At 65.9% G+C, this 24,076-nt stretch carries 23 protein-coding genes and 1 tRNA gene; 15 read left to right on the forward strand and 9 right to left on the reverse strand.

Going from position 1 to position 24,076, the window contains the following annotated elements; translation table 11 throughout:
* Window positions 1-142 precede the first annotated feature (142 nt).
* The 6 genes from FURADRAFT_RS00540 (at window position 143) to FURADRAFT_RS19815 (ending at window position 8,407) form a co-directional block, all read left to right on the forward strand.
* Window positions 143-2,251: a type I secretion system permease/ATPase gene (locus tag FURADRAFT_RS00540; protein WP_328268997.1), complete on the forward strand. Its 2,109-nt coding sequence runs from the start codon at window positions 143-145 to the stop codon at window positions 2,249-2,251.
* The gene (locus FURADRAFT_RS00545; RefSeq protein WP_008952130.1) at window positions 2,248-3,666 is read left to right on the forward strand and encodes an HlyD family type I secretion periplasmic adaptor subunit; all 1,419 of its coding nucleotides are present in this window, start codon (window positions 2,248-2,250) and stop codon (window positions 3,664-3,666) included. Before FURADRAFT_RS00540 ends, FURADRAFT_RS00545 begins: the two co-directional genes overlap by 4 nt.
* A gap of 4 nt (window positions 3,667-3,670) precedes the next feature.
* Window positions 3,671-4,285 (forward strand): helix-turn-helix transcriptional regulator, encoded by a 615-nt coding sequence (locus FURADRAFT_RS00550; protein ID WP_008952131.1) that lies wholly within the window; start codon window positions 3,671-3,673, stop codon window positions 4,283-4,285.
* 89 nt (window positions 4,286-4,374) lie between these two features.
* Window positions 4,375-5,853 carry a retention module-containing protein gene (locus tag FURADRAFT_RS19805; protein WP_008952132.1) on the forward strand — a complete coding sequence of 493 codons (1,479 nt, stop codon included), beginning with the start codon at window positions 4,375-4,377 and terminating at the stop codon, window positions 5,851-5,853.
* 2 nt (window positions 5,854-5,855) lie between these two features.
* Complete coding sequence (locus FURADRAFT_RS19810; RefSeq protein ID WP_150104976.1) at window positions 5,856-6,071, forward strand: hypothetical protein; 216 nt, start codon at window positions 5,856-5,858, stop codon at window positions 6,069-6,071.
* 2 nt (window positions 6,072-6,073) lie between these two features.
* The gene (locus tag FURADRAFT_RS19815) at window positions 6,074-8,407 is read left to right on the forward strand and encodes a VCBS domain-containing protein (RefSeq protein WP_008952134.1); all 2,334 of its coding nucleotides are present in this window, start codon (window positions 6,074-6,076) and stop codon (window positions 8,405-8,407) included.
* A 72-nt stretch (window positions 8,408-8,479) separates the two neighbouring features.
* Here the strand turns inward: FURADRAFT_RS19815 and FURADRAFT_RS00560 are convergent, their stop codons facing one another.
* Both FURADRAFT_RS00560 and FURADRAFT_RS00565 read right to left on the reverse strand, forming a co-directional pair.
* Window positions 8,480-10,402 carry a bifunctional diguanylate cyclase/phosphodiesterase gene (locus FURADRAFT_RS00560; RefSeq protein WP_008952135.1) on the reverse strand — a complete coding sequence of 641 codons (1,923 nt, stop codon included), beginning with the start codon at window positions 10,400-10,402 and terminating at the stop codon, window positions 8,480-8,482.
* A 27-nt stretch (window positions 10,403-10,429) separates the two neighbouring features.
* Window positions 10,430-11,152, reverse strand: a complete 723-nt coding sequence (locus FURADRAFT_RS00565) for a transglutaminase-like cysteine peptidase (RefSeq protein ID WP_008952136.1) — start codon at window positions 11,150-11,152, stop codon at window positions 10,430-10,432.
* 81 nt (window positions 11,153-11,233) lie between these two features.
* Here FURADRAFT_RS00565 and FURADRAFT_RS00570 point away from each other — a divergent pair, with 81 nt between their 5' ends.
* On the forward strand, window positions 11,234-12,733 hold the full coding sequence (locus FURADRAFT_RS00570; protein WP_008952137.1) for a TolC family outer membrane protein: 1,500 nt from the start codon (window positions 11,234-11,236) through the stop codon (window positions 12,731-12,733).
* A gap of 128 nt (window positions 12,734-12,861) precedes the next feature.
* Here the strand turns inward: FURADRAFT_RS00570 and FURADRAFT_RS00575 are convergent, their stop codons facing one another.
* On the reverse strand, window positions 12,862-13,647 hold the full coding sequence (locus tag FURADRAFT_RS00575; protein ID WP_008952138.1) for a TatD family hydrolase: 786 nt from the start codon (window positions 13,645-13,647) through the stop codon (window positions 12,862-12,864).
* A 117-nt stretch (window positions 13,648-13,764) separates the two neighbouring features.
* On the opposite strand from FURADRAFT_RS00575, the gene FURADRAFT_RS00580 reads away from it, so the two are divergent.
* The 4 genes from FURADRAFT_RS00580 to FURADRAFT_RS00595 all read left to right on the forward strand — a co-directional run bounded on the left by FURADRAFT_RS00580 (window position 13,765) and on the right by FURADRAFT_RS00595 (window position 16,226).
* Entirely contained in the window at window positions 13,765-14,142 is a 378-nt protein-coding gene (locus FURADRAFT_RS00580; protein WP_008952139.1) for a hypothetical protein, read from the forward strand.
* Between the two features lie 88 nt (window positions 14,143-14,230).
* On the forward strand, window positions 14,231-14,977 hold the full coding sequence (locus FURADRAFT_RS00585; protein WP_008952140.1) for an MgtC/SapB family protein: 747 nt from the start codon (window positions 14,231-14,233) through the stop codon (window positions 14,975-14,977).
* Between the two features lie 300 nt (window positions 14,978-15,277).
* Window positions 15,278-15,691: a VOC family protein gene (locus FURADRAFT_RS00590; RefSeq protein WP_008952141.1), complete on the forward strand. Its 414-nt coding sequence runs from the start codon at window positions 15,278-15,280 to the stop codon at window positions 15,689-15,691.
* Between the two features lie 106 nt (window positions 15,692-15,797).
* Window positions 15,798-16,226, forward strand: coding sequence for a YciI family protein (locus FURADRAFT_RS00595; RefSeq protein WP_008952142.1), 429 nt, complete (start codon window positions 15,798-15,800; stop codon window positions 16,224-16,226).
* A gap of 210 nt (window positions 16,227-16,436) precedes the next feature.
* On the opposite strand, the gene FURADRAFT_RS00600 is transcribed toward FURADRAFT_RS00595, so the two are convergent.
* Both FURADRAFT_RS00600 and rsmI read right to left on the reverse strand, forming a co-directional pair.
* A tRNA-Leu gene (locus FURADRAFT_RS00600) sits at window positions 16,437-16,521 on the reverse strand.
* A gap of 54 nt (window positions 16,522-16,575) precedes the next feature.
* The gene (gene rsmI, locus FURADRAFT_RS00605) at window positions 16,576-17,409 is read right to left on the reverse strand and encodes a 16S rRNA (cytidine(1402)-2'-O)-methyltransferase (RefSeq protein WP_008952143.1); all 834 of its coding nucleotides are present in this window, start codon (window positions 17,407-17,409) and stop codon (window positions 16,576-16,578) included.
* 60 nt (window positions 17,410-17,469) lie between these two features.
* On the opposite strand from rsmI, the gene FURADRAFT_RS00610 reads away from it, so the two are divergent.
* Genes FURADRAFT_RS00610 through FURADRAFT_RS00625 form a run of 4 tightly spaced genes read left to right on the forward strand, consistent with a single transcriptional unit; the run spans window position 17,470 to window position 20,108 of the window.
* Complete coding sequence (locus tag FURADRAFT_RS00610; RefSeq protein WP_008952144.1) at window positions 17,470-18,576, forward strand: penicillin-binding protein activator; 1,107 nt, start codon at window positions 17,470-17,472, stop codon at window positions 18,574-18,576.
* Window positions 18,573-18,908, forward strand: coding sequence for a YraN family protein (locus FURADRAFT_RS00615; protein ID WP_008952145.1), 336 nt, complete (start codon window positions 18,573-18,575; stop codon window positions 18,906-18,908). The genes FURADRAFT_RS00610 and FURADRAFT_RS00615 overlap by 4 nt, the downstream gene beginning before the upstream one ends.
* 26 nt (window positions 18,909-18,934) lie before the next feature.
* On the forward strand, window positions 18,935-19,525 hold the full coding sequence (locus FURADRAFT_RS00620) for a phosphoheptose isomerase (RefSeq protein ID WP_008952146.1): 591 nt from the start codon (window positions 18,935-18,937) through the stop codon (window positions 19,523-19,525).
* Between the two features lies 1 nt (window position 19,526).
* The gene (locus FURADRAFT_RS00625; protein WP_008952147.1) at window positions 19,527-20,108 is read left to right on the forward strand and encodes a BON domain-containing protein; all 582 of its coding nucleotides are present in this window, start codon (window positions 19,527-19,529) and stop codon (window positions 20,106-20,108) included.
* A gap of 70 nt (window positions 20,109-20,178) precedes the next feature.
* On the opposite strand, the gene FURADRAFT_RS00630 is transcribed toward FURADRAFT_RS00625, so the two are convergent.
* The 4 genes from FURADRAFT_RS00630 to FURADRAFT_RS00645 form a co-directional block, all read right to left on the reverse strand.
* Entirely contained in the window at window positions 20,179-21,384 is a 1,206-nt protein-coding gene (locus FURADRAFT_RS00630) for a sensor domain-containing phosphodiesterase (protein WP_008952148.1), read from the reverse strand.
* A gap of 123 nt (window positions 21,385-21,507) precedes the next feature.
* The gene (locus FURADRAFT_RS00635; RefSeq protein WP_008952149.1) at window positions 21,508-22,416 is read right to left on the reverse strand and encodes a Tim44 domain-containing protein; all 909 of its coding nucleotides are present in this window, start codon (window positions 22,414-22,416) and stop codon (window positions 21,508-21,510) included.
* A 57-nt stretch (window positions 22,417-22,473) separates the two neighbouring features.
* Window positions 22,474-23,175, reverse strand: a complete 702-nt coding sequence (tsaA, locus tag FURADRAFT_RS00640) for a tRNA (N6-threonylcarbamoyladenosine(37)-N6)-methyltransferase TrmO (protein WP_008952150.1) — start codon at window positions 23,173-23,175, stop codon at window positions 22,474-22,476.
* A 100-nt stretch (window positions 23,176-23,275) separates the two neighbouring features.
* Window positions 23,276-24,025, reverse strand: a complete 750-nt coding sequence (locus tag FURADRAFT_RS00645; protein WP_008952151.1) for a GNAT family N-acetyltransferase — start codon at window positions 24,023-24,025, stop codon at window positions 23,276-23,278.
* Window positions 24,026-24,076: the final 51 nt, after the last annotated feature.

Below are 24,076 nucleotides of genomic sequence, written 5' to 3' on the forward strand. Positions count from 1 at the left end.
TTGTCCTGCCTTACCCTTCTGGAATGTCCTATAACTGACTGAAACAGTAATAACGATTCAGTCAGGTAATGTGGCCAATAGGGGGTAGGAGATGGATAGCGCTTCCATCAAGGACATCGGGATATCTCCGAGGTCCGTGCATGTGGATCCGCTGCTGGAATGCCTGTTCCAGCTGACGCGCATTCATGGCGTGACGACCACGCACGAGGCGTTGGTGGCGGGCATCCCGCTCTCCAACAATCGGCTGACGCCGGCCTTGTTCGGCCGCGCCGCGCGGCGCACCGGCCTCGCCTCGCGCGTGAGCCGGCGCCCGCTCGACACGATAGACCAGCATCTGCTCCCAGCGGTATTGCTGCTCAAGGACGACGATGCCTGCCTGCTGTGGGGCTGGAACGATGACGGCTCTGCCCGTATCAGCCTGGGCGCCTTGAGCGACGGCGAGATGACCATGGCGCGCGAAGAGCTCGATGGGCGGTATCTCGGCTATGCCATCTTCGTTCGTCCCCGTTTCCGCTTCGAACCGCGTGCTCCCGAACTGGGCCGGGTACGCACGCGCCACTGGTTCTGGCAGGCGCTGCTGGAGTGCCGTCCGCTATACCGCGATGCCTTGGTTGCGGCCACCTTGCTGAATCTGTTCGCGCTGGCGACGCCGGTGGTGACCATGAACGTCTACGACCGCGTCGTGCCGAACCGGGCCACCGATACCCTGTGGGTGCTCGCGCTCGGCTTGGGGCTGGTGCTGCTGTTCGACTTCCTGCTACGCATGACGCGCAGCTACCTGATCGATATCGCTGGCAAGCGGGTCGATGTCATGCTGTCTTCCCTGATCTTCGAAAAAGTCGTCGGTCTGCGCTTCGATGCCCGGCCGGCATCGGTCGGCGCGTTTGCCGCCAATCTGCGCGCCTTCGAGCAGGTGCGCGATTTCATCGCTTCGGCCACCGTGACGGCCTTCGTCGATCTGCCTTTCGTGTTGCTGTTCATGGCGGTGATCGCCTGGATCTCCCCGTGGTTCCTGCTGCCCCTGTCTCTGGCGATGGTGCTGATTCTCGGCGCGGCGCTGTTGATTCAGCCGCGCATGCAGTCGCTGACGCAGGACAGCTTCAAGGCGGCGGCGCAGCGCAACGCCTACCTGGTGGAGGCTCTGGTCGGGCTCGAGGCGATCAAGACGCAGTGTGCCGAGGGCGAGCAGCAGCGGCGCTGGGAGGCGGCCACGTTGTTCCTGGCCCAGATCGGTACCCGGCTCAAGGTGCTGTCGTCGCTGGCGAGTCACTTTGCTTCGTTTCAGCAGCAGGTGATCGTGGTCGGTATCCTGATCGTCGGGGTGTACGCCATCATCAATGGGGACGCCAGCCTGGGGGCGCTGATCGCGGCGATGATGCTCAGCAGCCGTGCGCTGTCGCCGATGGGGCAGGTGGCCGGGCTCCTGACGCAATACCACAACGCACGCAACGCCCTGACGTCGCTGGAGGGCTTGATGAAGATGCCGGTGGAGCGCGACAGTGACACCCCTTTCTTCCACCGCGTGCAGTTTGTCGGTGAGATCGAGTTCAACAACGTCAGTTTCGTCTACCCGGGCACGCAGCAGGCGGTGCTGAAGGATGTGTCGTTCCGCATCAAGGCTGGCGAGCGGGTGGCCTTGCTGGGCCGGGTGGGCTCGGGCAAGAGCTCGCTGCAGAAGTTGATGATGGGGCTGTACTCGCCGACCGAGGGGGCGGTACGGGTCGATGGTATCGATATCCAACAGCTCGATCCGGCCGAATTGCGGCGCCACGTCGGCTATGCGGCGCAGGATCCGCTGCTGTTCTATGGCTCGCTGCGGCAGAACATCACCATGGGGTCGAGCTTCGTCCACGACGCCAGCGTGGTTGCCGCCACCGAGATGGTCGGGCTGAGCGATTTCGTCAACCATCATCCGCAAGGCTACGACATGCTGATCGGCGAGCGTGGCGAGTCGCTGTCCGGGGGACAGCGCAAGGCGGTGTGCCTGGCGCGGGCACTGGTCAACGCGCCGCGCATCCTGTTGCTGGATGAGCCGACCAGCAATATGGACAGCGCCAGCGAGACCAAGGTGAAGCAGTCGCTGGCCAAGCTGGCGCAGGGACGGACCATGGTGCTGGTAACGCATCACGCGGGGCTGCTCGACCTGGTCGATCGCCTCATCGTGCTGGATCAGGGGCAGGTGGTGGCGGATGGTCCGAAGCAGCAGGTGCTGGAGGCGCTCAAGGAAGGGCGGCTGGGGAGAGGGCTATGAGCGAGGGTCGCGGTTGGCGTCATTGGCTGCGGGTGCGGCTGTCGGGCGCGGAGGGGGGGCTGGGGCCGGCCTGGCTGGAGCGCTGGCTGGACTGGCTCAGTGCGCGCGATCTGCGGGAGCGGCAGGATTTTGCCGCCGATGCCGATTGGGCGATTCTGGAGCAGCAGCCGGTGCGGCCGCGCTTCTTTGTCTGGCTGCTGCTGGCGATCGTGTTTGCCGGTTTGGTGTGGGCGTCGTTGGCCCAGGTGGACGAAGTGGCGCGCGGCGAGGGCAAGGTGGTGCCCTCCAGCCAGATTCAGCGCATCCAGAGCCTGGACGGCGGGGTGGTGTCGGAGATCCTGGTGCGCGAGGGAAATCGGGTGCAGAAGAACCAGCTGTTGTTGAAGATCGACAGCACCCGTTTCGAATCATCGCTCAACGAGAACCGCGCACAGTACCTGTCACTGTTGGCCAAGGCGGCGCGGCTGCGCGCCATCACCGACGGACGGGCCTTCGTGGTGCCGCCCGAGGTACAACGCGAAGCACCCGACATCGGGGCGCACGAGCTGGAGCTGTACGGCTCGAAACGGCGCGAGCTCGAGGCCAACGTGTCGATCGCCCGCGAGCAGCTGGCGCAGCGCAACCAGGAGCTGGTGGAAGTGCGGGCGCGGCGGGAACAGGCCGAGCAGGGGCTCGGCTACACCACCAAGGAGCTGCAGGTAACCCGCCCGCTCAAGGATAGCGGGGCCGTGTCCGATGTCGACCTGCTGCGGCTGGAACGTGATGTCAGCCGTTTCCGCGGTGAGCGCGACATGGCGGCGGCCCAGATTCCCAAGATCCAGGCGGCCATCGCCGAGGCGCAGCGCAAGATCGAGGAGGTGGAGCTGTCGTTCCGCAACCAGGCCAGCGCCGAGTTGTCCGAGACCCTGGGAAAGCTGAGCAGCCTGACCGAAACCCGGGTGGCGCTGAACGACCGGGTGAAGCTGGCCGAGTTGCGCTCTCCGGTCAACGGCACGGTGAAACAGCTGCTGGTGAACACCATCGGCGGCGTGGTGCAGCCGGGCAAGGACATCGTCGAAATCGTGCCGACGGAAGACACGCTGTTGCTGGAGGCGCGCATCCTGCCGCGTGACATCGCCTTCCTGCACCCGGGGCAGAAAGCCTTCGTCCGCTTCACGGCCTATGATTTCGCGATCTACGGCGGGCTGGACGCCACGCTGGAGCAGATTGGCGCCGATACCGTCACCGACGACAAGGGCAACGCCTTCTATCTGGTGCGGGTGCGGACGCGCAAGTCTTATTTGGGGAGTGCGTCGCGCCCGATCATTCCGGGCATGGTGGCCGAGGTGGACATCATGACCGGCAAGAAGAGCATCCTGTCCTATCTGCTCAAACCGGTGCTGCGTGCCCATAGCTATGCCATGACCGAGAGGTAAGGCCGTGACGATCCTGCTCGCGACCTCGAGTCTGTATTTGTGCCAACGCTGGACGGAGGCACTGGCCGACGACGACCCGGTGGTGGTGGACGATGGCGATCACCTGGACCGGCAACTGGCCGGAGAGGCGCCGACCGTTCCCCTGTTGCTGGACCTGGCATGGCCGCATGCACCGCGTAGCGATGCGGAGTGGCAAGCGCTCGCCCGGCGGTGCCGGCCGTTGGTGCTGGCCGATGCCCCGCAGGAGCAACAGGGCCTGCACCTGTTCGGACTTGGCGTGCGCGGCTACGGGCATACGCTGTCGCCGGCGGTCATGCTGCGGCTGATGGTCGATACCGTCCTCAATGACGGGGTGTGGGTCGGCGCGGCGCTGATGGCGCAGATGATCGGCACTCTGTCCCGTGTCATCCCGGAGAAGCCGACGGTGGATGGCTGGCGCGATGCGCTCAGCGTGCGCGAGCAGGAGGTTGTGGAGCAACTGCTGACCGGGGCCAGCAACAAGCTCATCGCCCGAGAAATGGGCATCAGTGAGCGCACCGTCAAGGCGCACCTGAGCGCGGTGTTTGAAAAACTCGATGTTTCCGACCGTCTGCAATTGCTGCTGAAGGTTCGAAGTTAGTCGGGTGATTGCCCTTCAGTACAATAAGAACTTGTCGATCGGCCTCCTATGCTTACGGTATCCATTCATCGAGTATAGGGAGAAGCACCATGGCCATCACGACGCATGTTTCCAGCGAAATCGCCGTGTCGGGCGAAGCCAAGGTCGATAGTGTCCACGGCTCCGTCAGAGTCATCAATGGCCAGGGTGAAGTACGCCTGCTCAAGGCGGGTGACATCGTCCACGTTGGCGAGCGGATCGTGGCGGATGCCGATGGTTCCGCCGTTCTGCTCACGGCCAGCGGCGACTCCCTGGTCATCGAAGGAGGGCGGCTGGTCGGCCTGGACGAGTCCATCCTCAATCCCCAAGCCGTTCCCGATACTCATGAAGCGGCGCTGCAGGCGCCGTCGGTGGATCAGCAGGCTGCCGCGGATACCAATGCCATTCTGCAGGCGCTCGAGTCTGGTCAGGACCCCTTCGCGGCCTTGGCGCCAGCCGCAGCCGGCTTGAGCGGGGCCGGTGGCGAGGATGGCGGGCTCACCTTCATCCGCCTGGCACGCATCACCGAGGGGCTGACCGATATCGGACTGGTGGGTAGTTTCGATATCGCCAACGTCCAGCAGAACGATCTGGGCGGCACCTTGCCGGCCCTCTCGGTGAACAATGGTGTCACCATCAGCGACCTGACCCCGGCGGTACAGGGCGGCGAGGGTACGGTGTTCGAGGCCGGTCTGGAGGGCGGCAGCACGCCGGGGGCTGCGACCAGCTTCACGGGCACCTTCGCAGTGACCGCCCTCGATGGACTCAACACCATTACGGTGGGCGGGGTCACGATCGTCTCGGGTAACGCGCTGACGGCGAACACCACGATCACCACGGCGCTGGGCAGCACCATCACCATCACCGGGTTCGACCCGGCCACCGGGGTGGTGAGCTACACCTACACACTGAACACGGCGGAAACGCATACCAGCGGCGACGGCAACAACAGCCTGCTCGACAACGTGACGGTCACCGCCACCGATGTGGACGGCAGCAACACCAACGGCACGCTGAGCGTGAACATCGTCGACGACGTGCCGACGGCGCATCCGGACACGGCGGGCGTGACCGAAGACGGCACGCTGACGGCCAGCGCCAACGTGCTGACCAACGACACGCTGGGCGCCGACAGCCCGGCCACGGTGACCAGCGTGAACGGTGCTTCGGCCAACGTGGGCGTGGCGATCGCCGGGCTGTACGGCACGCTGACGCTGCACGCCGACGGCAGCTACACCTACACCCTGAACAACAGCAACGCCACGGTGCAGGGGTTGAGTGCCGGCGAGCACCTCACCGACAGCTTCAGCTACGGCATGCAGGACGCCGACGGCGACCCGTCGGCCAGCACGCTCACCATCACCATCAACGGCACCGACGACGGCGTCACCATCAGCGACCTGACGCCAGCGGCGCAGGGCGGCGAAGGCACGGTCTACGAAGCGGCGTTGAGCATCGGCAGCGACCCGAGCGCGACCACCGAAAGCATGAGCGGCACCTTCAAGGTGACGGCGGCCGACGGTCTGGACGAAATCGTCATGGCGGGGTGAAGGTGGTCGATAACAACGCGCTGACGGCGAACACCACCATCACCACGGCGCTGGGCAGCACCATCACCATCACCGGGTTCGACCCGGCCACCGGAGTGGTGAGCTACACCTACACGCTGAACACGGCGGAAACGCATGCCAGCGGCGACGGCAACAACAGCCTGCTCGACAACGTGACGGTGACCGACGCAAGGACGGCAGCAACACGAGCACGCTGAGCGTGAACATCGTCGACGACGTGCCGACGGCGCATCCGGACACGGCGAGCGTGACCGAAGACGGTACGCTGACGGCCAGCGCCAACGTGCTGACCAACGACACGCTGGGCGCCGACAGCCCGGCCACGGTGACCAGCGTGAACGGCGCTTCGGCCAACGTGGGCGTGGCGATCGCCGGGCTGTACGGCACGCTGACGCTGCACGCCGACGGCAGCTACACCTACACCCTGAACAACAGCAACGCCACGGTGCAGGGGTTGAGCGCCGGCGAGCACCTCACCGACAGCTTCAGCTACGGCATGCAGGACGCCGACGGCGACCCGTCGGCCAGCACGCTCACCATCACCATCAACGGCACCGACGACGGCGTCACCATCAGCGACCTGACGCCGGCGGCGCAGGGCGGCGAAGGCACGGTCTACGAAGCGGCGCTGAGCATCGGCAGCGACCCGAGCGCGACCACCGAAAGCGTGAGCGGCACCTTCAAGGTGACGGCGGCCGACGGCCTGGACGAAATCGTCATCGGCGGGGTGAAGGTGGTCGACAACAACGCGCTGACGGCGAACACCACCATCACCACGGCGCTGGGCAGCACCATCACCATCACCGGGTTCGACCCGGCCACCGGGGTGGTGAGCTACACCTACACGTTGAACACGGCGGAAACGCACGCCAGCGGCGACGGCAACAATACCCTGCTGGACAACACCAGTGTGGTGGTACGGGACGTCGACGGCAGCAGCGCGACCGACACCCTCAGCATCACCATCGTCGACGACGTGCCGTCCGTTTTCACCCCGGACACCGCCCATATGGTCGACCAGACCGCTACCAGCCATAGCGTTACCGATGAGCTGAATTTTGCCGGCCACACCGGTGCCGACGGTCTGGGCAACGTGGTGTTCAACATCACCGAGGGCATGGCGGCGCTGGATGCGCACGGCAATCAGTTGCGGCTGGACGGGGAGGATCTGTTCCTCTTCTACGGGGCCGACCAGACCATTTTGGTGGCCAAGACGGCGACGGGCGATATCGGCTTTACCGTCGATATCGATCCGCTCACCGACAGCTACACCCTGACCACCTTCGGCATCCTGTCGAGCGGTGCGGCGGCAGTGGAAGTCACCAGCCTGTCCAGCGTCGGCGGCGGCAACGTCACGATCAAGGGGCTGCTGGACGTCGGCGGGACGACGCAGGACGTGATCCTGTCGTCGACCTCGGGCACGGTCAATACCGACCAGAATGACATCGGGGTTGGCAGCGGCCAGAGCCTCAACAGCACCGACAATGTACGGCTGGATTTCGTCAACGGGCTGGTTGTTGGCAACGGGTACAGCTACACCGATCACAATATGGTGTCCGGCTTCGAGCAGTTGGTGTACATCACCGGCAGCGCGTCGGCGACCGCCAACCTGACCCTGACGGCGATCGTGGCCGACAACGACAAGATTTACGGCACGACGGACAGCGGGGAAAGCCAGCTCGATCTCAGCGTGTCCAACATCACGATCTACGACGCCAACCACAACGTCGTGGCCAACGGCACGCAGGGGCTGACCATCACGGATATCGGCAACAGCATCCTGGTCACCGGCATGCACGATGGCTGGAGCTACCAGATCACCTCGACCGATACCTTCAGCGCGGTGAACGTGGCCGGCGCCACCGACACCCACACCTTCTCGCTGGGCGCCTTCTCCTACTCCGAAACGGTGCCGTCACAGCCGATCGACCTGTCGTTCGGGATTACCGCCAGCGATGGCGACGGCGACACCGTGGCGAGCCAGATCGACGCCACGCTCTATCCGTCCGACGTCAGCCTGCTTGGAGATGGTAGCGCCAACACCCTGACGGCCACGTCGAGCCAACCCTACGTCTTCGGCTACGGTGGTGACGACACCCTGGACGGCTCGATCGGCCATGCGGTGCTGGTGGGGGGCGACGGCAACGATCTGTTGATCTACGGCATCGGCGATACCATCGATGGCGGCCAGGGGGTGGATACCGTGCGCTTCGACACCGCCGGGCTGGTGGACCTGACCGGCGCCAAGCTGAGCGATGTCGAGCAGTTGCAGATGAATGGGGCGGCGACCAATACCACGCTGCAGCTGCGGCCGGAGGATGTGCTCAACTTCACCAACAACGCCGATCACACGCTGTTTGTGCGTGGCCAGAGCGGTGATGCGGTGAACATCGACGTTGTCGACCCGGCCACGGCCCCGGCGGGAACGACGGTCAACATCGGCGGGGTGGATTATGTCCAGTTCCACCTCGATGTCAGCGGCTCGACGGTGACGATCAACGTCGAAAACACCGTGCAAACCCACTTCATCTGAGACGATTCAGCCTCATCGTCACGGGCCTCCTTGCGGAGGCCCGTTTTCTGTGCCGGGATGACGACTGACGGCTCAGGCCGCGCTCACTCCCGGCCCGGTGATGCCATCCACACCGGCGCGCAGCAACTGGCTGCCCTCCGCCGAGGTCGTCACGCCCTTGGCGTACACCTCGAGGTCGAGCATGCGTGCCACCTGCAGCAGGTTGGACAGCAGCAGCTGCGCTCCGGGGTCGCTTTCGGCACCGCGGATCAGCGCGCCGTCGATCACCAGGTAGTCGAGTGACACCTCGTGCAAGCGGGCCAGCAGGTTGAAGTGCTCGCCGGTCATCTCCAGCCCGATGCGCACGCCCAGCGGCCGAATCGAGCGGCAGAAGCCCTGGAACGCGGGCCAGCGTTCGGCCAGGCCGGGCTCCAGCCATTCCAGTGCCAGCTTGCCCTGGGGCAGGCTGGCCTGCAGTCGGTCACGTACCGTCTCGGTGAAGGCGTAGGGGACATCCAGCGAGGGCGCGCTCAGGTTGACGGCGATGACACGCTGCCCGGCCAGCGAGAGCAGGGCCTGCTCGATGGCTTCCTGATCCAGCGCCGGGCTCAGGCCGAGACGGGCGGCATGGGCGGTGAGGGTGCCGGCACGCAGCGTGCTGGCCCCGTGCTGTGGCAGCGTGATCATGCCTTCCTGATGGATCACGGCGCCCTCGCCATTCACCACCGGGTAGAAGGCGAGGCGGAAGGCATGATCGGCCAGCGCTTCGCGCAGCCGCTTGTTCCAGTCGAAATCGCTGCTCGGCAGCGTGCCGCCATCCGGGTCGTAGCGGCACCAGCTCTTGCTGCTTTGTTGTTCCGCCAGGGTCACGGCCTCGTTGGCGCGCAGCAGGATCGCCGGCAAGGTGTCGTGCTGCGCATAGCGGGTGAGGCCGAGCGTAGCGCGCCAGCCGGCGGCGGCGGGGTCGCTGGCCTCCTGCCAGCGCTCCCCCAGCTCGGTGGCCAGCCGTTCCGCCGCCTGTGGTTCGGCTCCCGGCATCAGCAACACGAACTCGGCGCCGCGCAGGCGGGCGGCCTGCCAGCCGGTCTGGCCGCTGGCAGACCGCTGTAGCTCCGATGCCACGTGCTTGAGCCGGCGGTTGACCGCGTCGCCGCCGAGCCGCTTGTTGGCTTCGGCCAGGTCGGGCAGCCGCACCAGCATCAGTTCGCCTTCGGCGGCGGCCTGGGGGTCGGCCAGTTCACCGATCATGCGCTCTTCGAAGCGCGAACGGTTGGCCAGGCCGGTCAGCGGGTCGGACAGGGTGGCGGCACGCAGCTGGTCGATATGGCGTGCAGCCTCGTCCAGCATCGACTTGATGCGTCCGGAGAGCGTATTCATGGCGCGCGCCACGGCCGACAGCTCGGGGGTGCCGGGCTCCGCCATGGTGACGAAGCGGCGCTCGCTGATCGCCTCGGCCTGCTGGACCACCTGGTGGAGCTGGCGGCGAATGTAGCGGATGCCCACGGTGGCCAGCGCTCCGGTCAGCAGCGCCGCCAGCGACAGCCAGGCCAGCATGCGCAGCGAGCCCTGCCACAACGCGATCCAGGCGTAGCTGGTTTGCGCCTCGACGGTGATGGTGCCGGCCTGCAGCCAGCCCTTGGAGAGGTTGGCCGAAGCCGGGCGAGGGTTGAGCGGCAGCAGCTGCTGGAACCAGCGCGGCACCTGTTCCTCCAGCTGCTGGTTGACCCGTTCCAGGCGGGTCTTGCCGTCGACCCCAGTCCAGCGGATGAGACGGTAGTGGGCGTTGTCGAAGGTGGCGTTGATCAGCGTTTCGCTCATCGCCGGGTCGGCCTGGTACTGGTTGATCGACAACGCCAAGGCATTGGCCCCGCTGACGCTCTGGGCGTACAGCTGCTGCGACAGGTAGTCGCGCGCGGTGAGCAGGCTGACCGTGAGGCTGGCGAGGACGGTGGTGAACAGCGTCATCGCCACCAGCAGCCAGACCTGTTCGATCAGCGTCATGTGGGCTCGTTTCATCGTCCTCCCTCCGGTCTCGCCGCCATGTCAAAAACCTTCCGCCCGCATCCGTTCCTGCAGATTCATCCAGCGCGTCAGACGCTGCACGTTGCCGGCCGGGCGAGCGTTGTTGCCGGGCATCCAGACGCCATCATTGTTGAAACTGAAGACCGGCACCAGGTCGGGGCGCTGCGAGGCGGGCTTGATGTCGGTAATCAGGTTATCCAGCACCAGCGGCTCCCCCTCCGGGGTGGGGTAGTAGGCCAGCACCATGTGCGCCTGGCTGAGGGTGCTGCCGGGTCCGCCCAGCAAGGCGCGCACGTAGGTCAGCCGGAACTTGGCGGCGGGGATGCCCAGCAGGGTCAGCGTCATGTACTTGGCGATGACGAAATCCTCGCAGTCGCCGGCCCCCTTGCCCAGGGTCTCGATCGGCGTGGCCCAGTAGTCGTCCTGATGCCAGACGATTGTGTCGTCGCGGAACAGGATGCGGCGATTAAAAAAACCGTTGACCTCAATTACCTTGGCATTTTCAGTACGATTTCCTAAAACAGAGATAAGCGATCGCCATGCTTCGTAGTTCTCGATTCCACGTGGGCCAAATTTCTGGATGGCCTGGAATTGCCGGGAAAAATCCAGCGCAGCGTCACTTTTCGGCGTTGCGCAAGCCGAGACCAGACTGATGATTGCCCAGATCAGCAGGGTCGACCGCGCTCTCCATGTTCGAGGACCTGGCTGGGCGTTGCGGCGGTGTCGGCTATGACAAAGTGCCATCTGGCGTTGTCCTGGTTGCAATGGGCATGTGGCGTAGACGAGCTTGCAGCACTTAACTGATCTTCATAATAGGACGTAGCCATGAAACTGCGAAAAATATGCCTTGCGTTGCTCGGCCTGGGCTTTGCTAGTGGAGCATTGTGTGCCGAAGTGACCGATTTAAGAAGCGCCGTAGAGAATACCGTGGTGAACAATCCTGAGGTCCAGGTGAAGTGGCGCACTTTCCGCCAGTCTACCGAGGAAATCGGCATCGGCCGTTCCGAGTTCTTCCCGATCGTCGACGTGAACTACAAGTACGCCCATGAAGACCACAACGAGCCGCCGCTGTCGGGGGGCAACCAGGATTTTGACCGTTACGGCTGGTCGGCGGCGCTGCAGCAGAACCTGTTCAAGGGCTTCTCCACCGTGAACCTGGTGCGCCAGCTCGACCATACCCGGCGTGCCAGCTATTTCGACTTCCTCTCCGAGTCGGAGAACCAGGCACTGGAAGCGACGCGCGCCTACCTCGATGTGCTGCGCTACCGCCAGCTGCTCGAGCTGGCCCAGTACAACTACGCCGTGCACAAGGGGATTCACCAGCAGCTGATGCAGAAGGTCGCGGCCGGGGTGGGGCGGCGCGTCGACCTGGAACAGGCCACCGGTCGTCTGGCGCTGGCAGAATCGAACCTCATCACCGAAGAAGCCAACCTGCATGACGTGACGGTACGTTTCACCCGCATCGTCGGCATGCCGCCGCCGATGAATCTGAGCAAGCCGGCGCCGTTCACGATCGCGAAGCAGGAACCGAGCGACATGTTCAAGCAGGCCTTCCAGCGCAACCCGCAATACCTCTCCGCCGTGGAGAGCGTGCGCGCCGCCACGGCCGAGGTGGACGTGCGCAAGGGCGCCTTCTCGCCCACCGCCGACCTGCGCGCCCAGTATGAACGCACCAACAATCTGGATGGCGTGGGGGGCGTGCACAAGATCGGCGTGATCGAGGTGGTGCTCAACATGAACCTGTTCCGTGGCGGAGCCGATCGCGCCCGACTGCGGGCCTCCGCCGAGCGCCGCGAGGCAACCCGCGACCTGCAGCTGAAGGCCTGTCGCGACATCCACCAGACGGTCCAGATCGCCTACAACGACATCCGTCGCATCGGCGAGCAGATCGACCCGCTACGCCTGCATTCGCTCTCCACCGAGAAAGCGCGCGACGCCTACCGCAGCCAGTTCGAGATCGGCCAGCGTACCCTGCTCGACCTGTTGGACAGCGAGAACGAGCTGTACGACGCCAAGCGCGCCGTGGTCAATGCCGAGAGCGACCTGCTGTTGGCGCAAGCGCGGCAACTGGCCAGCTCCGGCCTGCTGCTGGAAACGCTGGAGGTCAAGCCGAAGGAATCGCTCACGTTCGACGGCAGCCCGTCCGACGAGTGGCAGGCCTGCGATACCTCGCTGGTGCCGAGTGCGACCATCGACAAGAATGCCATCCAGCCGGTGACGCTGGGGGCCTCCACCACGATGGATGCACCGCCGGCCATCGTGCCCGAAGCCACCAAACCGCAGAAAGCGCCCGCCAAGAAAAGCACGACCAAGAAGAGCGGCTGATTTCCTCCTGCTGTTTTCTCTGGACACCCCCGTGTTGCACGCACTTCACACGGGGGGCGTTTTTTTGTCGGGTGGCCGGGTGTGACCGCAGGCCGTCTCCCCGGACGGACGCGGCCGGGCCATCGCGGTTAGCCGAGCCCGAGCGCCTCCAGCGTGTTGCGACGGGTTGCCGAGCGTACCGCCTCTGTGGTGGTGTCGCGCAGTTCGGCCAATAGCCCGGCGTAGCGCGCGATGTTGGCGGGCCGGTTGGGTTCCTCTTGCGCCCATTCCGGGCGCATGTCCGGCGCATCGGTTTCCAGTACCAATGCGGACAAGGGCAGGGTGGCGGCCAGCCGACGGATGCGCTGGGAGCCGCGAAAGCTCATGGCGCCGCCGAAGCCCAGCTTGAACCCCAGCGCCAGAAAGGCCGCCGCCTGCTGCTCGCTGCCGTTGAAGGCGTGGACGATGCCGCCGACGACCGGCACCTGGCGCAGGTATTTCAGCAGCCGGTCCTGCGAGCGGCGCGCGTGCAGCACCACCGGCAGGCCATACTTGCGTGCCAGCTTGAGCTGTTCCACGAACAGCGCTTCCTGGCGCGCCGGGTCGAGGTCTGGCAGGTAGAAGTCGAGCCCGATTTCGCCCACCGCCAGCGGCCGGTCTTCGGCCAACCTGTGTTCCAGTTCGGCCAGGTGCGAATCCACGTGCTGCGACAGGTAGACCGGATGCAGCCCGAAAGCCAGCCAGCAGCCGTAGCGTTCGCGCATCGCCAGCGTCTGGGCGAACGTGGCCTGGTTGACGGCCGGCACCAGAATCTGGCCGATGCCGAGCCCGACCGCCTCGGCCACGACCTCGTCACGCACGCCGTCGAACTCCGCCGCGTCGAGGTGGCAGTGCGAATCGATCAGGCAATCGTCGTCGGGCAGGATGCGGAACATGGTGCGCAGAACCAGGATAGAGAGAGTGTTGAGTATCAGCCTACAAGGCCCGCCCGTGCCTTGCCAAGACGGGCATGCACAGGCGCATCACCAGACCGGGCGCAAACGGAGTTTCCAATGGCAAAACCTTCGACTGCCGACATCATCTGGCTGACCGATGTGGAAGAGCATGACTATGCCGCCGCCGCCTCCTATCTTGCCTTGCTGTGGCGTGAAGACCGCGTGGCCGAGGTGGTGGAACACCTGCAGGCGGCGCCCCTGGTGCAGTTCAGGGCCAAGGACATCTTCCGTGCCTCTCAGCTCTCCCTGCTCGGCATCAGTAATTCCCATGTTGAAAAGGACCGGTCCAAGATTCGCAAGGGGGAGGGTCTCTCGCCATTGCTGCTGGTGCGCGACGAGGCAAATGGCAAGGTGGTGATTGCCGACGGCTACCACTGGCTGTGCGCCCTCTATGGCGTCGATGAAGACGCCTGGGTGCACTGCAAAATCGTGTGAGGTGCACGACTCACCTTGGCCGGCGCCGGGAGCAGCGGCGGGCAGTATACAATTCGACTCTTCACACCACGGTGCCACGCTGATCGCCATGAATCTCCTCTCCCTCCCGCTGTTTGCCGGTTATTGGACCGAAACCTCGGTTGACGTCAACGTCGTGATCGTGCTCAACCTGGTTGGCGCGCTGTTGCTCGGCATCGTCGTCGGCTACGAGCGGGCCTATCGCGGCCGTGCCGCCGGCATGCGCACCTACGGTCTGGTATGCATGGCCTCGGCGGCCTTGACCGTGGTGGTCGGCTATCCGGGGTATTGGTACGGCGGGCATATGATGAGCAGCAGCGGCGACCCCACCCGGGTGATCCAGGGCATCGTCACCGGCATCGGTTTTCTCGGTGCCGGGGTCATCATGAAGGACGGCCTGAACATCAGCGGCCTGACCACCGCCGCCTCGATCTGGGCCTGCTCCGCCATCGGGGTGCTGGTGGGCATCGGCTTCTACGCCGCCGCCATCCTGCTCACCGTGATCTGCGCGCTGTCGATGATCCTGGTCTCGCGCCTGGAACAATGGTTGCCCTCGCATCCCGCCATTGGCGTGGTGCTGCGCTTCCAGAAGGGCTTCGTGCCGCAGGAACACGCCCTGCACCGAGCCGCGCTGGAGCGCGGCTACGAGATCGCCGGCAGCAGCCTGTCGATCAGCTACCAGGACGGTCAGCCGGAGTGGCACTTCACCGCCACGGTGCTGAACAAGAACGAGGGCGCTTCGCTGTCGGAACTGGCGGAAGAATTATCGCGTTTCGACGGTGTCCAAAGTTTCAGCATGGCACCCGCCCGCAACTGAATACGGGGCGCTCTGCCGGGCAAGCGTTCCATGCGCGGCCGTGCCATGTGAGTAGGGTCGCCGTTTGCTCCGCCTGAATTCAGTCAGCCAACTGTCATTTTCACCGTCTATAGTTAGTGCCTGGCACAGGTCGCACGGCGCTGACCTCTCGCCGGCGAGCCGTGAGTCGAGCGCTTCGAGCTGGCCTGATTCGGGTCGAGCTTGCCCGTCGCTACCATGCCAGTCCGTGGTGCCGCTTGCCGGGTATCCCCCGCCCCGGCACATCCCCGTATCGTTTCGATCTCTCCCTAAGGAGACGTCATGCAAATCCAGTCCTATCTGTTTTTCGATGGCCGCTGCGAAGAAGCGGTCGAGTTCTATCGTCGCACCTTGGGTGCCGAAGTGGAGATGCTGATGCGCATCAAGGACAGCCCCGAGCCACTGCCACCGGGCAGGGTGCCGCCGGGGTCGGAGGACAAGGTGATGCACGCCAGCTTCCGCATCGGCGACAGCGTGGTGATGGCCTCCGACGGCCGTTGCCAGGGGCAGCCGAATTTCCAGGGATTTGCCCTGTCGTTGTCGGTGGTCGATCAGCGCGAGGCCGAGCAGCGCTTCGCGGCCCTGAGCGAAGGCGGCCAGGTGCAGATGCCGCTGGGCCCGACCTTCTTCTCGCCGTGCTTCGGCATGGTCGCCGACCGCTTCGGCGTGTCGTGGATGATCATCGTGCCGGCGTGAGTGTCGATTCTGTCGTACCCCCATCGCCATGCCGGGGAGCGCTGACCCGACCGGTTGACCCCGTTGGCGGCGTGCTCCCTGTGCAACCCATCCAAGGAGCAACGCGATGCGATTCATGATGCTGATGATTCCCAAGGGCTACGAGAGCGCCGAACCGGGCGCCATGCCGAGTGCCGAGGCCGTGGCGGCGATGATGAAGTACAACGAGGCGCTGCAAAAAGCCGGCGTGTTGCTCGCCCTCGACGGCCTGCACCCGCCCTCGATGGGCGCGCGCGTCTCGTTCGAAGGCGGTCAGCCCACGGTCACCGACGGCCCCTTTGCCGAGGTGAAGGAGGTGATCGGAGGCTACTGGATGATCCAGGTGGCGTCGCGACAAGAAGCCATCGACTGGGCCAAGCGCTGCCCGGCTTCGGCCAACGAGGTAATCGAAATCCGCCAGGTGCAGGAGTTCGAGGACTTCCCGGCGGACGTGCAACAGGCGGCCGCCGGCTTCTCGGAAATGCAGGCACCGCCGGCGGCACGACGCGAGGGGTGAGCGCCTGCGCAACCGGCGCACATGGGCGCCGCCGGGCGGCTGGAAAGAGGATTGGTTGGGCCGGTTTCCCCGGCGGTACCGGGCATCTCTAGCGGTCCGGGCAGGGCGGCTGGCTGAGGGCAGGGTGTCGGAACCGGCAGGCGACAGGCAACAAAAAAGCGCCTTGCGGCGCTTGATCGTGTTTTCCTGCGAGCCTTATCTGGTAAGGCCTGGTGCCCGGGGCCGGACTCGAACCGGCACACCTTGCGGCGGGGGATTTTGAGTCCCCTGCGTCTACCAATTTCGCCACCCGGGCAGGAAAGAGAAGGCAGTTTACCCAATGCCATCAAGCTTGTAAATGCGTGGCGCGTCAGTCCTTGTCCGCGTTCTTCAGCGCAAGGGCGCGGTCGTACAGCAATTTGCGGTTGGCGCCAGTGATCTGCGCCGCCAGCGTCGCCGCCTGCTTGGTGGGCAGCTCGGCGGCCAGCACCGCCAGCGTGTGCAGGGTCTGTTCGTCCAGGGCTTCCGGTTCTTCCCGCGGCGGCGCGGCGTCGATGATCAGCACGATCTCGCCGCGCTGCTGGTTGCTGTCGGAAGCCACCCAGTCCCGCATCTCCCCGGCCGGCAGATGGCGTATGGTTTCGAAGGTCTTGGTCAGTTCGCGTGCCAGCATCAGCCTTCGCTCCGGCCCCAGTTCGACGACGATGTCCTCCAGCGTGTCGAGCAGGCGGTGCGGCGCCTCGTAGCAGGCCACGCAGAACGACGCATTGCGCCAGCCCGCCAGCACCCGGCGCCGCTCGCCCGATTTGGGCGGCAAAAAGCCGTGAAACAGGAAGGAAGTCGCGGAGAGACCGCTGGCCGACAGCGCCGCCACCACTGCCGACGGACCGGGAATCGGGCACACGCGCCGCCCGGCGTGGTGCACCGCTTCGGCCAACCTGGCGCCGGGGTCGGACACGGCCGGGGTGCCCGCATCGGACACCTGCACCACGATCTTGTCTTCGCCGAGCCAGCGGATCACCTGCTCGGCCATGGCGCGCTCGTTATGCTCGCGCAGGCTCACCAGCTTGGCACTGATGCCGTAGGCCGACAGCAGGTGGCCGGTCACGCGGGTATCCTCGGCGCAGATCACATCCGCCACGCTGAAGGCGGCCAGGGCGCGGGCGGTGATGTCGGCCAGATTTCCAATGGGCGTGGCCACCACATATAATGTGCCGCGAGTAAAACTTTCCCGAGCAGATTCAAGCAAGTGAGCAAACGACGTATGCAAAGAATGGCCTCGCTGTTGGTTGGCGTGTTGACGGCCTGGCTGGGCGTGGCCCAAGCACAGGTACCGGACTATATCATCCAACTCAACGCGGCGCCGCTCAAGGCCAGAGCCGCTGCCAGCGCACCGCACCCGGTGGCCGTCCCCGCGGCCAAGCCCGTCGTCGCGCCGGCGCCGCGTACCAGGCCGCGCATCGGCGTGCTGCTGCCGCTCGGGTCCGCCCGTCTCGGCGAAGCCGCCGAGGTGGTGCGCCAGGGCATCGAAGCCGCCGCCGCGGTCGACGACAAGGCCGACGTGGTGGTGGTGGCCGCGGACGAGGACAACGTGGCCGCACGCTACCAGACGGCATTGGCCGACGGCGTCAACGTCGTGATCGGCCCGCTGACGCGGCCCGCTATTGCCGCCGTGGCGCCGCTGGTGAAAGTGCCGACGCTGGCGCTCAACGCGCTGGATCGCGGCATGCCGGCCAATCCCAAGCTCTACAGCCTGGCCTTGGTCGTCGAGGGCGAGGCGCAGCAGATGGCCGGGGTGATGTACGACGACGGACGGCGCAACCCGCTGCTGGTGGCGTCGCAAGATGCCTTGTCGGCACGGCTGCGCAAGGCCTTCGCCGAGCGCTGGCAGGCGCTGGGTGGCAAGAGCCCTCGGGTGGTGGAGCTGGCCGGTGCCGATCAGGCGACACTATCGGCCGCCGCGGCGCAGGGTGACGCGGTATTTCTCGCCGTCGACGATAGCGAGGCGGCGGGAGTCAAGCAGGCGTTGCCTGCCGATCTGCCGGTGTATGCCACCTCGCAGCTGAACAGCCGCCATCCGCCGGCGGCGCTCAACAACGTGCGTCTGATCGACATGCCGTGGCTCCTGCTGCCGCAGCACGAGGCGGTCAGACGCTACCCGCGTCCCGAGGGCGCGCTGACGATGCAGACCGAGCGCCTCTACGCGCTGGGCATCGACGCCTACCGGCTGGCAGTGTTGCTGGCCAACCCCAAGGCGAGTCCGGCTGCGCTGCGTCTGGACGGCGTGACCGGCGACCTCCAGCTCGGGCGCGACCGCCAGTTCACCCGCCAGCTGCCGCTGGCGGTGCTCGGCGCGGGTGGCCTGCAATGAACGAACTGGGCCGGCAGGCAGAAGACCGGGCGCTGGCTTTCCTGCAGCAGCAGGGGCTGCGGCTGGTCGAACGCAACTGGCAGTGCAAGGGCGGTGAGATCGACCTCGTGATGCGCGAGGGCGAATACTGGGTATTCGTCGAGGTGCGTCACCGTGCCGATCAGCGCTTCGGCGGCGCCGGCGCCAGCATCACGCCGGCCAAATTGCGGAAACTCACGCTGGCGGCAGGGGTCTACCTCAGTTCCAGGGGTATCGACGCCCCCTGCCGCTTTGACGCCGTGCTGTCGCACGGTAACGGAGCCCCCGAATGGCTCAAGAACATACTGGCGTAAGCTACGTCGGATACAAAAGGATGGACATGGACCTGATCGAACGCGTCAACGGACACTTTCTGGAAAGCATCGCGGCCAAGCAGGAGACGATGGAGCAGCTGTCGCCGGCCGTCGCCGCCGCGGCCGAGCGGATGGTGGCCTGCCTGATGAACGAAGGCAAGATTCTGGCCTGCGGTAATGGCGGTTCCGCGGCCGACGCCCAGCACTTTGCCGCCGAGATGGTCGGCCGCTTCGAGAAGGAGCGTCCGGGGCTGGCGGCCTTGTCGCTGGCCACCGACAGCTCGGCGTTGACCGCCATCGGCAACGATTACGACTTCGACATGGTGTTCTCCAAGCAGGTGCGCGCGCTGGGCCATACCAACGACCTGCTGCTGGCGATTTCCACCTCCGGCAATTCGGCCAACGTCATCGAGGCCATCTACGCCGCCCACGAGCGTGGCATGGGGGTGATCGCGCTGACCGGCAAGGACGGCGGCAAGATCGGCGAGATCCTCAGCGCCGACGACATCCAGCTCAACGTGCCGGTTTCGCGTACCGCGCGTATCCAGGAAGTTCACATCCTGCTGATCCACGCCCTGTGCGACGCCATCGACTACATGCTGCTGGGAGGAGAATGACATGCGACGCAAACTCGTGCTGCTGGCCAGCGTTGCCCTGCTGAGCGTGGGGATGAGCGCCTGCGTGCCGCTCGTGGTAGGCGGCGCGGCGGCGGGGGCGGCGGTGGCGACCGATCGCCGTACCAGCGGGGCCTATATCGATGACCAGGCCATCGAGCTGAAGGCCTCCGACCAGGTGAACGCCAAGCTGCCCTCGGCCCACGTCAACATCGCCAGCTACAACCGTGCCGTGCTGATGAGCGGCGAAGTGCCCTCGGAAGCGGCACGCGAGCAGGCCGAGCTGATCGTGCGCGGCACGCCCAACGTACGCAAGGTCTACAACCATACCGTGGTGGCAGGTTCCTCGGCGCTGTCCGAGCGCAACAACGACACCTGGATCACCACCAAGGTTCGTACCCGTCTGTTCGACGGCAAGGGCTTCTCGCCGCAGACCATCAAGATCGTGACCGAGCGCGGCGTGGTCTACATGATGGGCCTGGTCACCCAGGCCGAGGGCGAGGCCGCTGCCAAGGTGGTGAGCCAGACCTCCGGGGTACAGAAAGTGGTGACGCTGTTCGAATACATCAGCGAAGTGCAGCCCTGAGGCGGCACGGTTTTGCCATGAAAAACGGACCGCGTGGCGGTCCGTTTTTGCGTCGGCAGGGCCGATCCGTTCAGTTGCGCGCCACCAGCACGTCGGCGCACAGCACGTGCATCGCCTCGTCGATCTCGATCGCCATCGACAGCGTCACGCAGTTGCGGGTGTCGGTCATCGACAGGTAGGGATCGCTCATGTACAGCACACCGGGCTGGTCGATGGCGTGCTGGAAGTAGGCGCGCCGCGACCAGATCGCCCCGGTGGTGTCGGTCAGCGGGGCCAGCTTGGGGTCTTCCGGCGCCGGCGGCTGCAGCGAGTTGAGGTTCTGGCCGATCTGGCGGCCGGCGCTGTCGAGCAGGAAGCAGCGGATCACGTCCGGCATGTTCAGCATCGGCGTGGCGGCGTGCAGGAACGGCGTGCCCTGCATCAGCGCGATGGCGGTCTGCACGAAGGATTGCCGTGCCAGCTCCAGTTGTCGCCGCGTCAGCTTGCGCTTGAGCAGCTCGCGCACCATCAGTTCGTCCCAGCGCGCATCGATGCGCGGGGTGATCACGCTATCGTTTTCCGGCTGTTCGTGCGGGCGCGAGATGTAGTAGCCCTGGACCAGGTCGCAGCCGGATTCCAGCGCGATCAGCACGTCCTTCTCGGTTTCGATGCCTTCCTCGACCACCAGTGCACCAATTTCGTGCATCAAGTGGACTAGACGGGGCAGCAGGTTGCGCGTGCGCGACTGGTTGGCCGCGCTCCTGAGCAGGTTGCGGTCGAACTTCACCAAGTCGGGCTCGAGCATGCACACCCGGTCCAGGTTGGAGTGGTTGACGCCGAAGTCGTCGATGGCGATCAGAAAGCCGGCCTGGCGCAGCAGCTTGACGCAGTCGATCAGCCGCTCCTGCGATTCCAGCGCGTGCTCGGGGACTTCCAGCACCACGCTGGCGGGCGGCAGACCGGCCTGGATGATGCTGCTGGCCAGCGCTTCGGCATGGGCCGGCTGCTCCAGCGAGGCCGCGTCCATGTTGAGGAACAGCCAGCGGTTTTCGTGCGGGAAAGTGTTGAAGCCGCGGATGTGGTGCTGGCACACGGCCAGGTCCAGCTGGTGGCGCTGCTCCAGCGAGTCGAGTCCCTGGTAGGCGTCAATCGGGTTGAGCGGCTTGTCGTCGCGGCTGGCGCGCAGCAGCGCCTCCATGCCCACGGTACGGCGGTGCGGCAAGCTGTAGATCGGCTGGAAGTGGCTGCCGAGGGTCAGGCCGGCAAAGCTGGGTGTCGGGGGGGCAGAGAGGGTCATCGAGCACTATCCTTGGTTCCTGTCTGCGCTATCAAGCAAACGGTATTCCAGTCTAGCCCAGTCGGGGGGCAAATGAAAAACGGGCGCCGCATGGCGCCCGTTCTGCTTGGCGATTCAGACCGCTCAGTCTTGCTGGATACCGGCCAGCAGCCAGCGGCTGCCGTTCTTGTCCTTGACGTAGTGCCAGGTTTCGCCGAACGGCACCGCGGCGGCGTTGACCGTCTCGCTGACGCTGCCGGAGAAGCGCACGCTGGCGATGTAGCGGCCGCCTTCTTCGACCGCCTCGATCAGCTGGCAATCGAGCTGCGGGAAGTCGGCCACGTCGTCGTTGCCGGCGATGTCGGCGCGCAGGGCCTCGAACAGGTCCGGCGTCAGGTACTTGCGGATTTCCTCCAGGCTGTCCGGCGTGTTCAGGCTCTGTAGGTGCAGGAAGGTGGCCTTGGCTTGGCGCAGGAAGTTCGGCGTTTCAGTGCCGTCCGGCAGGCGGGCCAGGCTGGAAGCCGCCATCGGCGCGCCGCCGTACGACGGCGCCGTGCCAAAACCGGAGCCGATCTTCGGAATCGGCTCGAAGCGGGCCGCTTCCTGGGCCATGCCATTCGGCACGCCGGCCGCTTGCGGCAGCTGGCCGGCCGGATTGCCGGCCTTGCGGCGGAACAGCATCAGGCCTCCGACCAGCAGCAGGCCGAGCAGGGCGATGGTGCCCCACGGAATGCTGGAGCCGGCCGGTTGCGTGGCCGGCGCCGAGGCGGGGGCGTTGTTGTTGTGCATGGCCGAGCCGAGCATGTAGCCGGCGGCGGCGCCGGCCGCACCGGCGGCGATGGCGGTGCCGATGCCCGGGCCTTTCTTGACCGGGGCTGGCGCCGGTGCGATCGGCAGCGGGCGCGGCGCGGGCGCTTGGTAGGACGGGGTCGGCGCCGAGCGCATCATGCCGGAGCTGCGGCTCTTGCCGAGGCGGGCGGCTTCGCTGAACGGGGCCGCCAGCAGGGTAACCAGGGTGAAGGCGAGTACGGTCGTCTTCGCACGCGGTGTCATGTCTGTTTCTCCAGTGAGAGGGGGTGTGTTGCCTCGATATGACTAATGCAACAACCGTTAGTTCGGGGCGACGGTGGCGATTTCAAGTACTTCGGCGACGCCCGCGGCAATGCGGAAGCGCACGTTGCTGTGGTAAAGGCGCACGCCGTAGACCCGCTCCGGGTCGTCCTGGTAGGCCGGGCGCGGGTCCTGCGCCAGCACGTCCTCGATCAGGGCGGCCAGTTCGGGCGCGGCCGGCTGGCTGGCGAGCTGCTGCCGTGCGGTGTCGCTCCAGCGCACCGTCAGCGTCGGCGGCGGGCCGTCGACGAAGCCGCCCAGGGCGTCGGGCACCGCCTCGACGAAGGGGATGTAGGGCTTGATGTCGAGCACCGGCGTACCGTCGAGCAGGTCGGCGCCGGCCAGCTGCAGCGTCACGCCGTCGGTGGTGTCGATGCCGAGCAAGGGCACCAGCGACAGCCCGAGCGGGTTGGGGCGGTGGGTGGAACGGCTGGCGAAGACGCCGACCTTGGCGTTGCCGCCCAGGCGCGGTGGGCGAACCAGCGGTGACCAGCCGCGCGCCAGCGTGTCGTGGAACACGAACTGCAGCCAGACGTGGGAAAACGCCTCGAGGCCGCGCACGGTGTCGGGGTGGTCAAACGGCGGCAGCAACTGGAGCGTCATGCGGGCCGACTTGGCCAGCGCAGGCTGGCGCGGGATGCCGAATTTTTCCTTGAACGGCGAGCGGATCAGGCCGATGGGGGTGAAGGTGTAGGGCTGCATGGCGCCATTGTAGGCCCTGGCGCGCGCGCTTTCATCGCCCCAGGCGCAAAAGGTTGGCCGAAGCGGCTTCGGCCAACCTGCCAAGCTTGACGCGCCGGTCTCAGCCGACGAAGTGGCGGCTGTGGCGGCCGTTGAGACGGTCCATCGGCAGCAGCATGAAAAAGTCGGCGCAGTTGAAGTCCGGATCCCAGGCCGGTTCGCCACAGACGAAGGCGCCGGCACGCAGGTAGCCCTTGATCAGCGGCGGCAGCGGCGCCGGTGCGGCGTCGTCGCGCACGCGGTCGAGCGGCAGCGCCAGGTGCGGGGTGACGCGCCATTCCGCCGGCGCCAGGTGCTTGGCCTCGATCTGGCGGTACAGGCTGACCGCCTGGTGGCCGCCGTCGGCCAGGCTGACGCTGGCGCAACCGGCCAGGTAGTCGCAGCCCTGCTGCTGCACGTAATCGGCGAGCCCGGCCCACAGCAGCGCGATCACCGCGCCGGAGCGGAAGTCCGGATGCACGCAGGAGCGGCCCACCTCGAGCAGGCGGTCGCGCACATGCGCCAGCCGGCCGAGGTCGAACTCGTGTTCGGAGTAGAGGCGGGGGGCGCGCCGCGCCGCCGCCGGCGGCAGCATGCGGTAGGTGCCGACCACCATGCCGCTGGTGGCGTCCTCGACGATCAGGTGGGCGCACAACGCATCGTAGTTGTCGCAATCGATGCCGAGGTGGCGGGAGCTCAGGCGAGCGCCCATTTCGCCGGCGAACACGTCGAAGCGCAGCTTCTGGGCGCGGCGGATGTCCTGCGGGTTATCGGCAAGCCGCACGCTCAGGCGTGGCTTGCTGCGGGTGGCGAGGCTTTCGTTGAGCAGCATGGGGTGGTCTCCCTCGTGACGTGAGGACCATGCTAAAGCGCCTGTTTGACG

The sequence above is a fragment of the Pseudogulbenkiania ferrooxidans 2002 genome (genome assembly GCF_000174355.1).
In the GTDB taxonomy this organism is placed as follows: Bacteria; Pseudomonadota; Gammaproteobacteria; order Burkholderiales; family Chromobacteriaceae; genus Pseudogulbenkiania; species Pseudogulbenkiania ferrooxidans.

What these genes read in the sequence shown, in the direction of transcription:
- FURADRAFT_RS00575 (WP_008952138.1), bottom strand. Translation starts at nt 13,647, where the DNA reads ATGTTCCGCATCCTGCCCGACGACGATTGCCTGATCGATTCGCACTGC.
- tsaA (WP_008952150.1), bottom strand. Translation starts at nt 23,175, where the DNA reads ATGCAGCCCTACACCTTCACCCCCATCGGCCTGATCCGCTCGCCGTTC.
- FURADRAFT_RS00585 (WP_008952140.1), top strand. Translation starts at nt 14,231, where the DNA reads ATGAATCTCCTCTCCCTCCCGCTGTTTGCCGGTTATTGGACCGAAACC.
- FURADRAFT_RS00620 (WP_008952146.1), top strand. Translation starts at nt 18,935, where the DNA reads ATGGACCTGATCGAACGCGTCAACGGACACTTTCTGGAAAGCATCGCG.
- FURADRAFT_RS00565 (WP_008952136.1), bottom strand. Translation starts at nt 11,152, where the DNA reads ATGGCACTTTGTCATAGCCGACACCGCCGCAACGCCCAGCCAGGTCCT.
- FURADRAFT_RS00560 (WP_008952135.1), bottom strand. Translation starts at nt 10,402, where the DNA reads ATGAAACGAGCCCACATGACGCTGATCGAACAGGTCTGGCTGCTGGTG.
- FURADRAFT_RS00625 (WP_008952147.1), top strand. Translation starts at nt 19,527, where the DNA reads ATGCGACGCAAACTCGTGCTGCTGGCCAGCGTTGCCCTGCTGAGCGTG.
- FURADRAFT_RS00610 (WP_008952144.1), top strand. Translation starts at nt 17,470, where the DNA reads ATGCAAAGAATGGCCTCGCTGTTGGTTGGCGTGTTGACGGCCTGGCTG.
- FURADRAFT_RS00630 (WP_008952148.1), bottom strand. Translation starts at nt 21,384, where the DNA reads ATGACCCTCTCTGCCCCCCCGACACCCAGCTTTGCCGGCCTGACCCTC.
- FURADRAFT_RS00590 (WP_008952141.1), top strand. Translation starts at nt 15,278, where the DNA reads ATGCAAATCCAGTCCTATCTGTTTTTCGATGGCCGCTGCGAAGAAGCG.
- FURADRAFT_RS00570 (WP_008952137.1), top strand. Translation starts at nt 11,234, where the DNA reads ATGAAACTGCGAAAAATATGCCTTGCGTTGCTCGGCCTGGGCTTTGCT.
- FURADRAFT_RS00595 (WP_008952142.1), top strand. Translation starts at nt 15,798, where the DNA reads ATGCGATTCATGATGCTGATGATTCCCAAGGGCTACGAGAGCGCCGAA.
- FURADRAFT_RS00580 (WP_008952139.1), top strand. Translation starts at nt 13,765, where the DNA reads ATGGCAAAACCTTCGACTGCCGACATCATCTGGCTGACCGATGTGGAA.
- FURADRAFT_RS00615 (WP_008952145.1), top strand. Translation starts at nt 18,573, where the DNA reads ATGAACGAACTGGGCCGGCAGGCAGAAGACCGGGCGCTGGCTTTCCTG.
- FURADRAFT_RS00545 (WP_008952130.1), top strand. Translation starts at nt 2,248, where the DNA reads ATGAGCGAGGGTCGCGGTTGGCGTCATTGGCTGCGGGTGCGGCTGTCG.
- FURADRAFT_RS00635 (WP_008952149.1), bottom strand. Translation starts at nt 22,416, where the DNA reads ATGACACCGCGTGCGAAGACGACCGTACTCGCCTTCACCCTGGTTACC.
- FURADRAFT_RS19805 (WP_008952132.1), top strand. Translation starts at nt 4,375, where the DNA reads ATGGCCATCACGACGCATGTTTCCAGCGAAATCGCCGTGTCGGGCGAA.
- FURADRAFT_RS00645 (WP_008952151.1), bottom strand. Translation starts at nt 24,025, where the DNA reads ATGCTGCTCAACGAAAGCCTCGCCACCCGCAGCAAGCCACGCCTGAGC.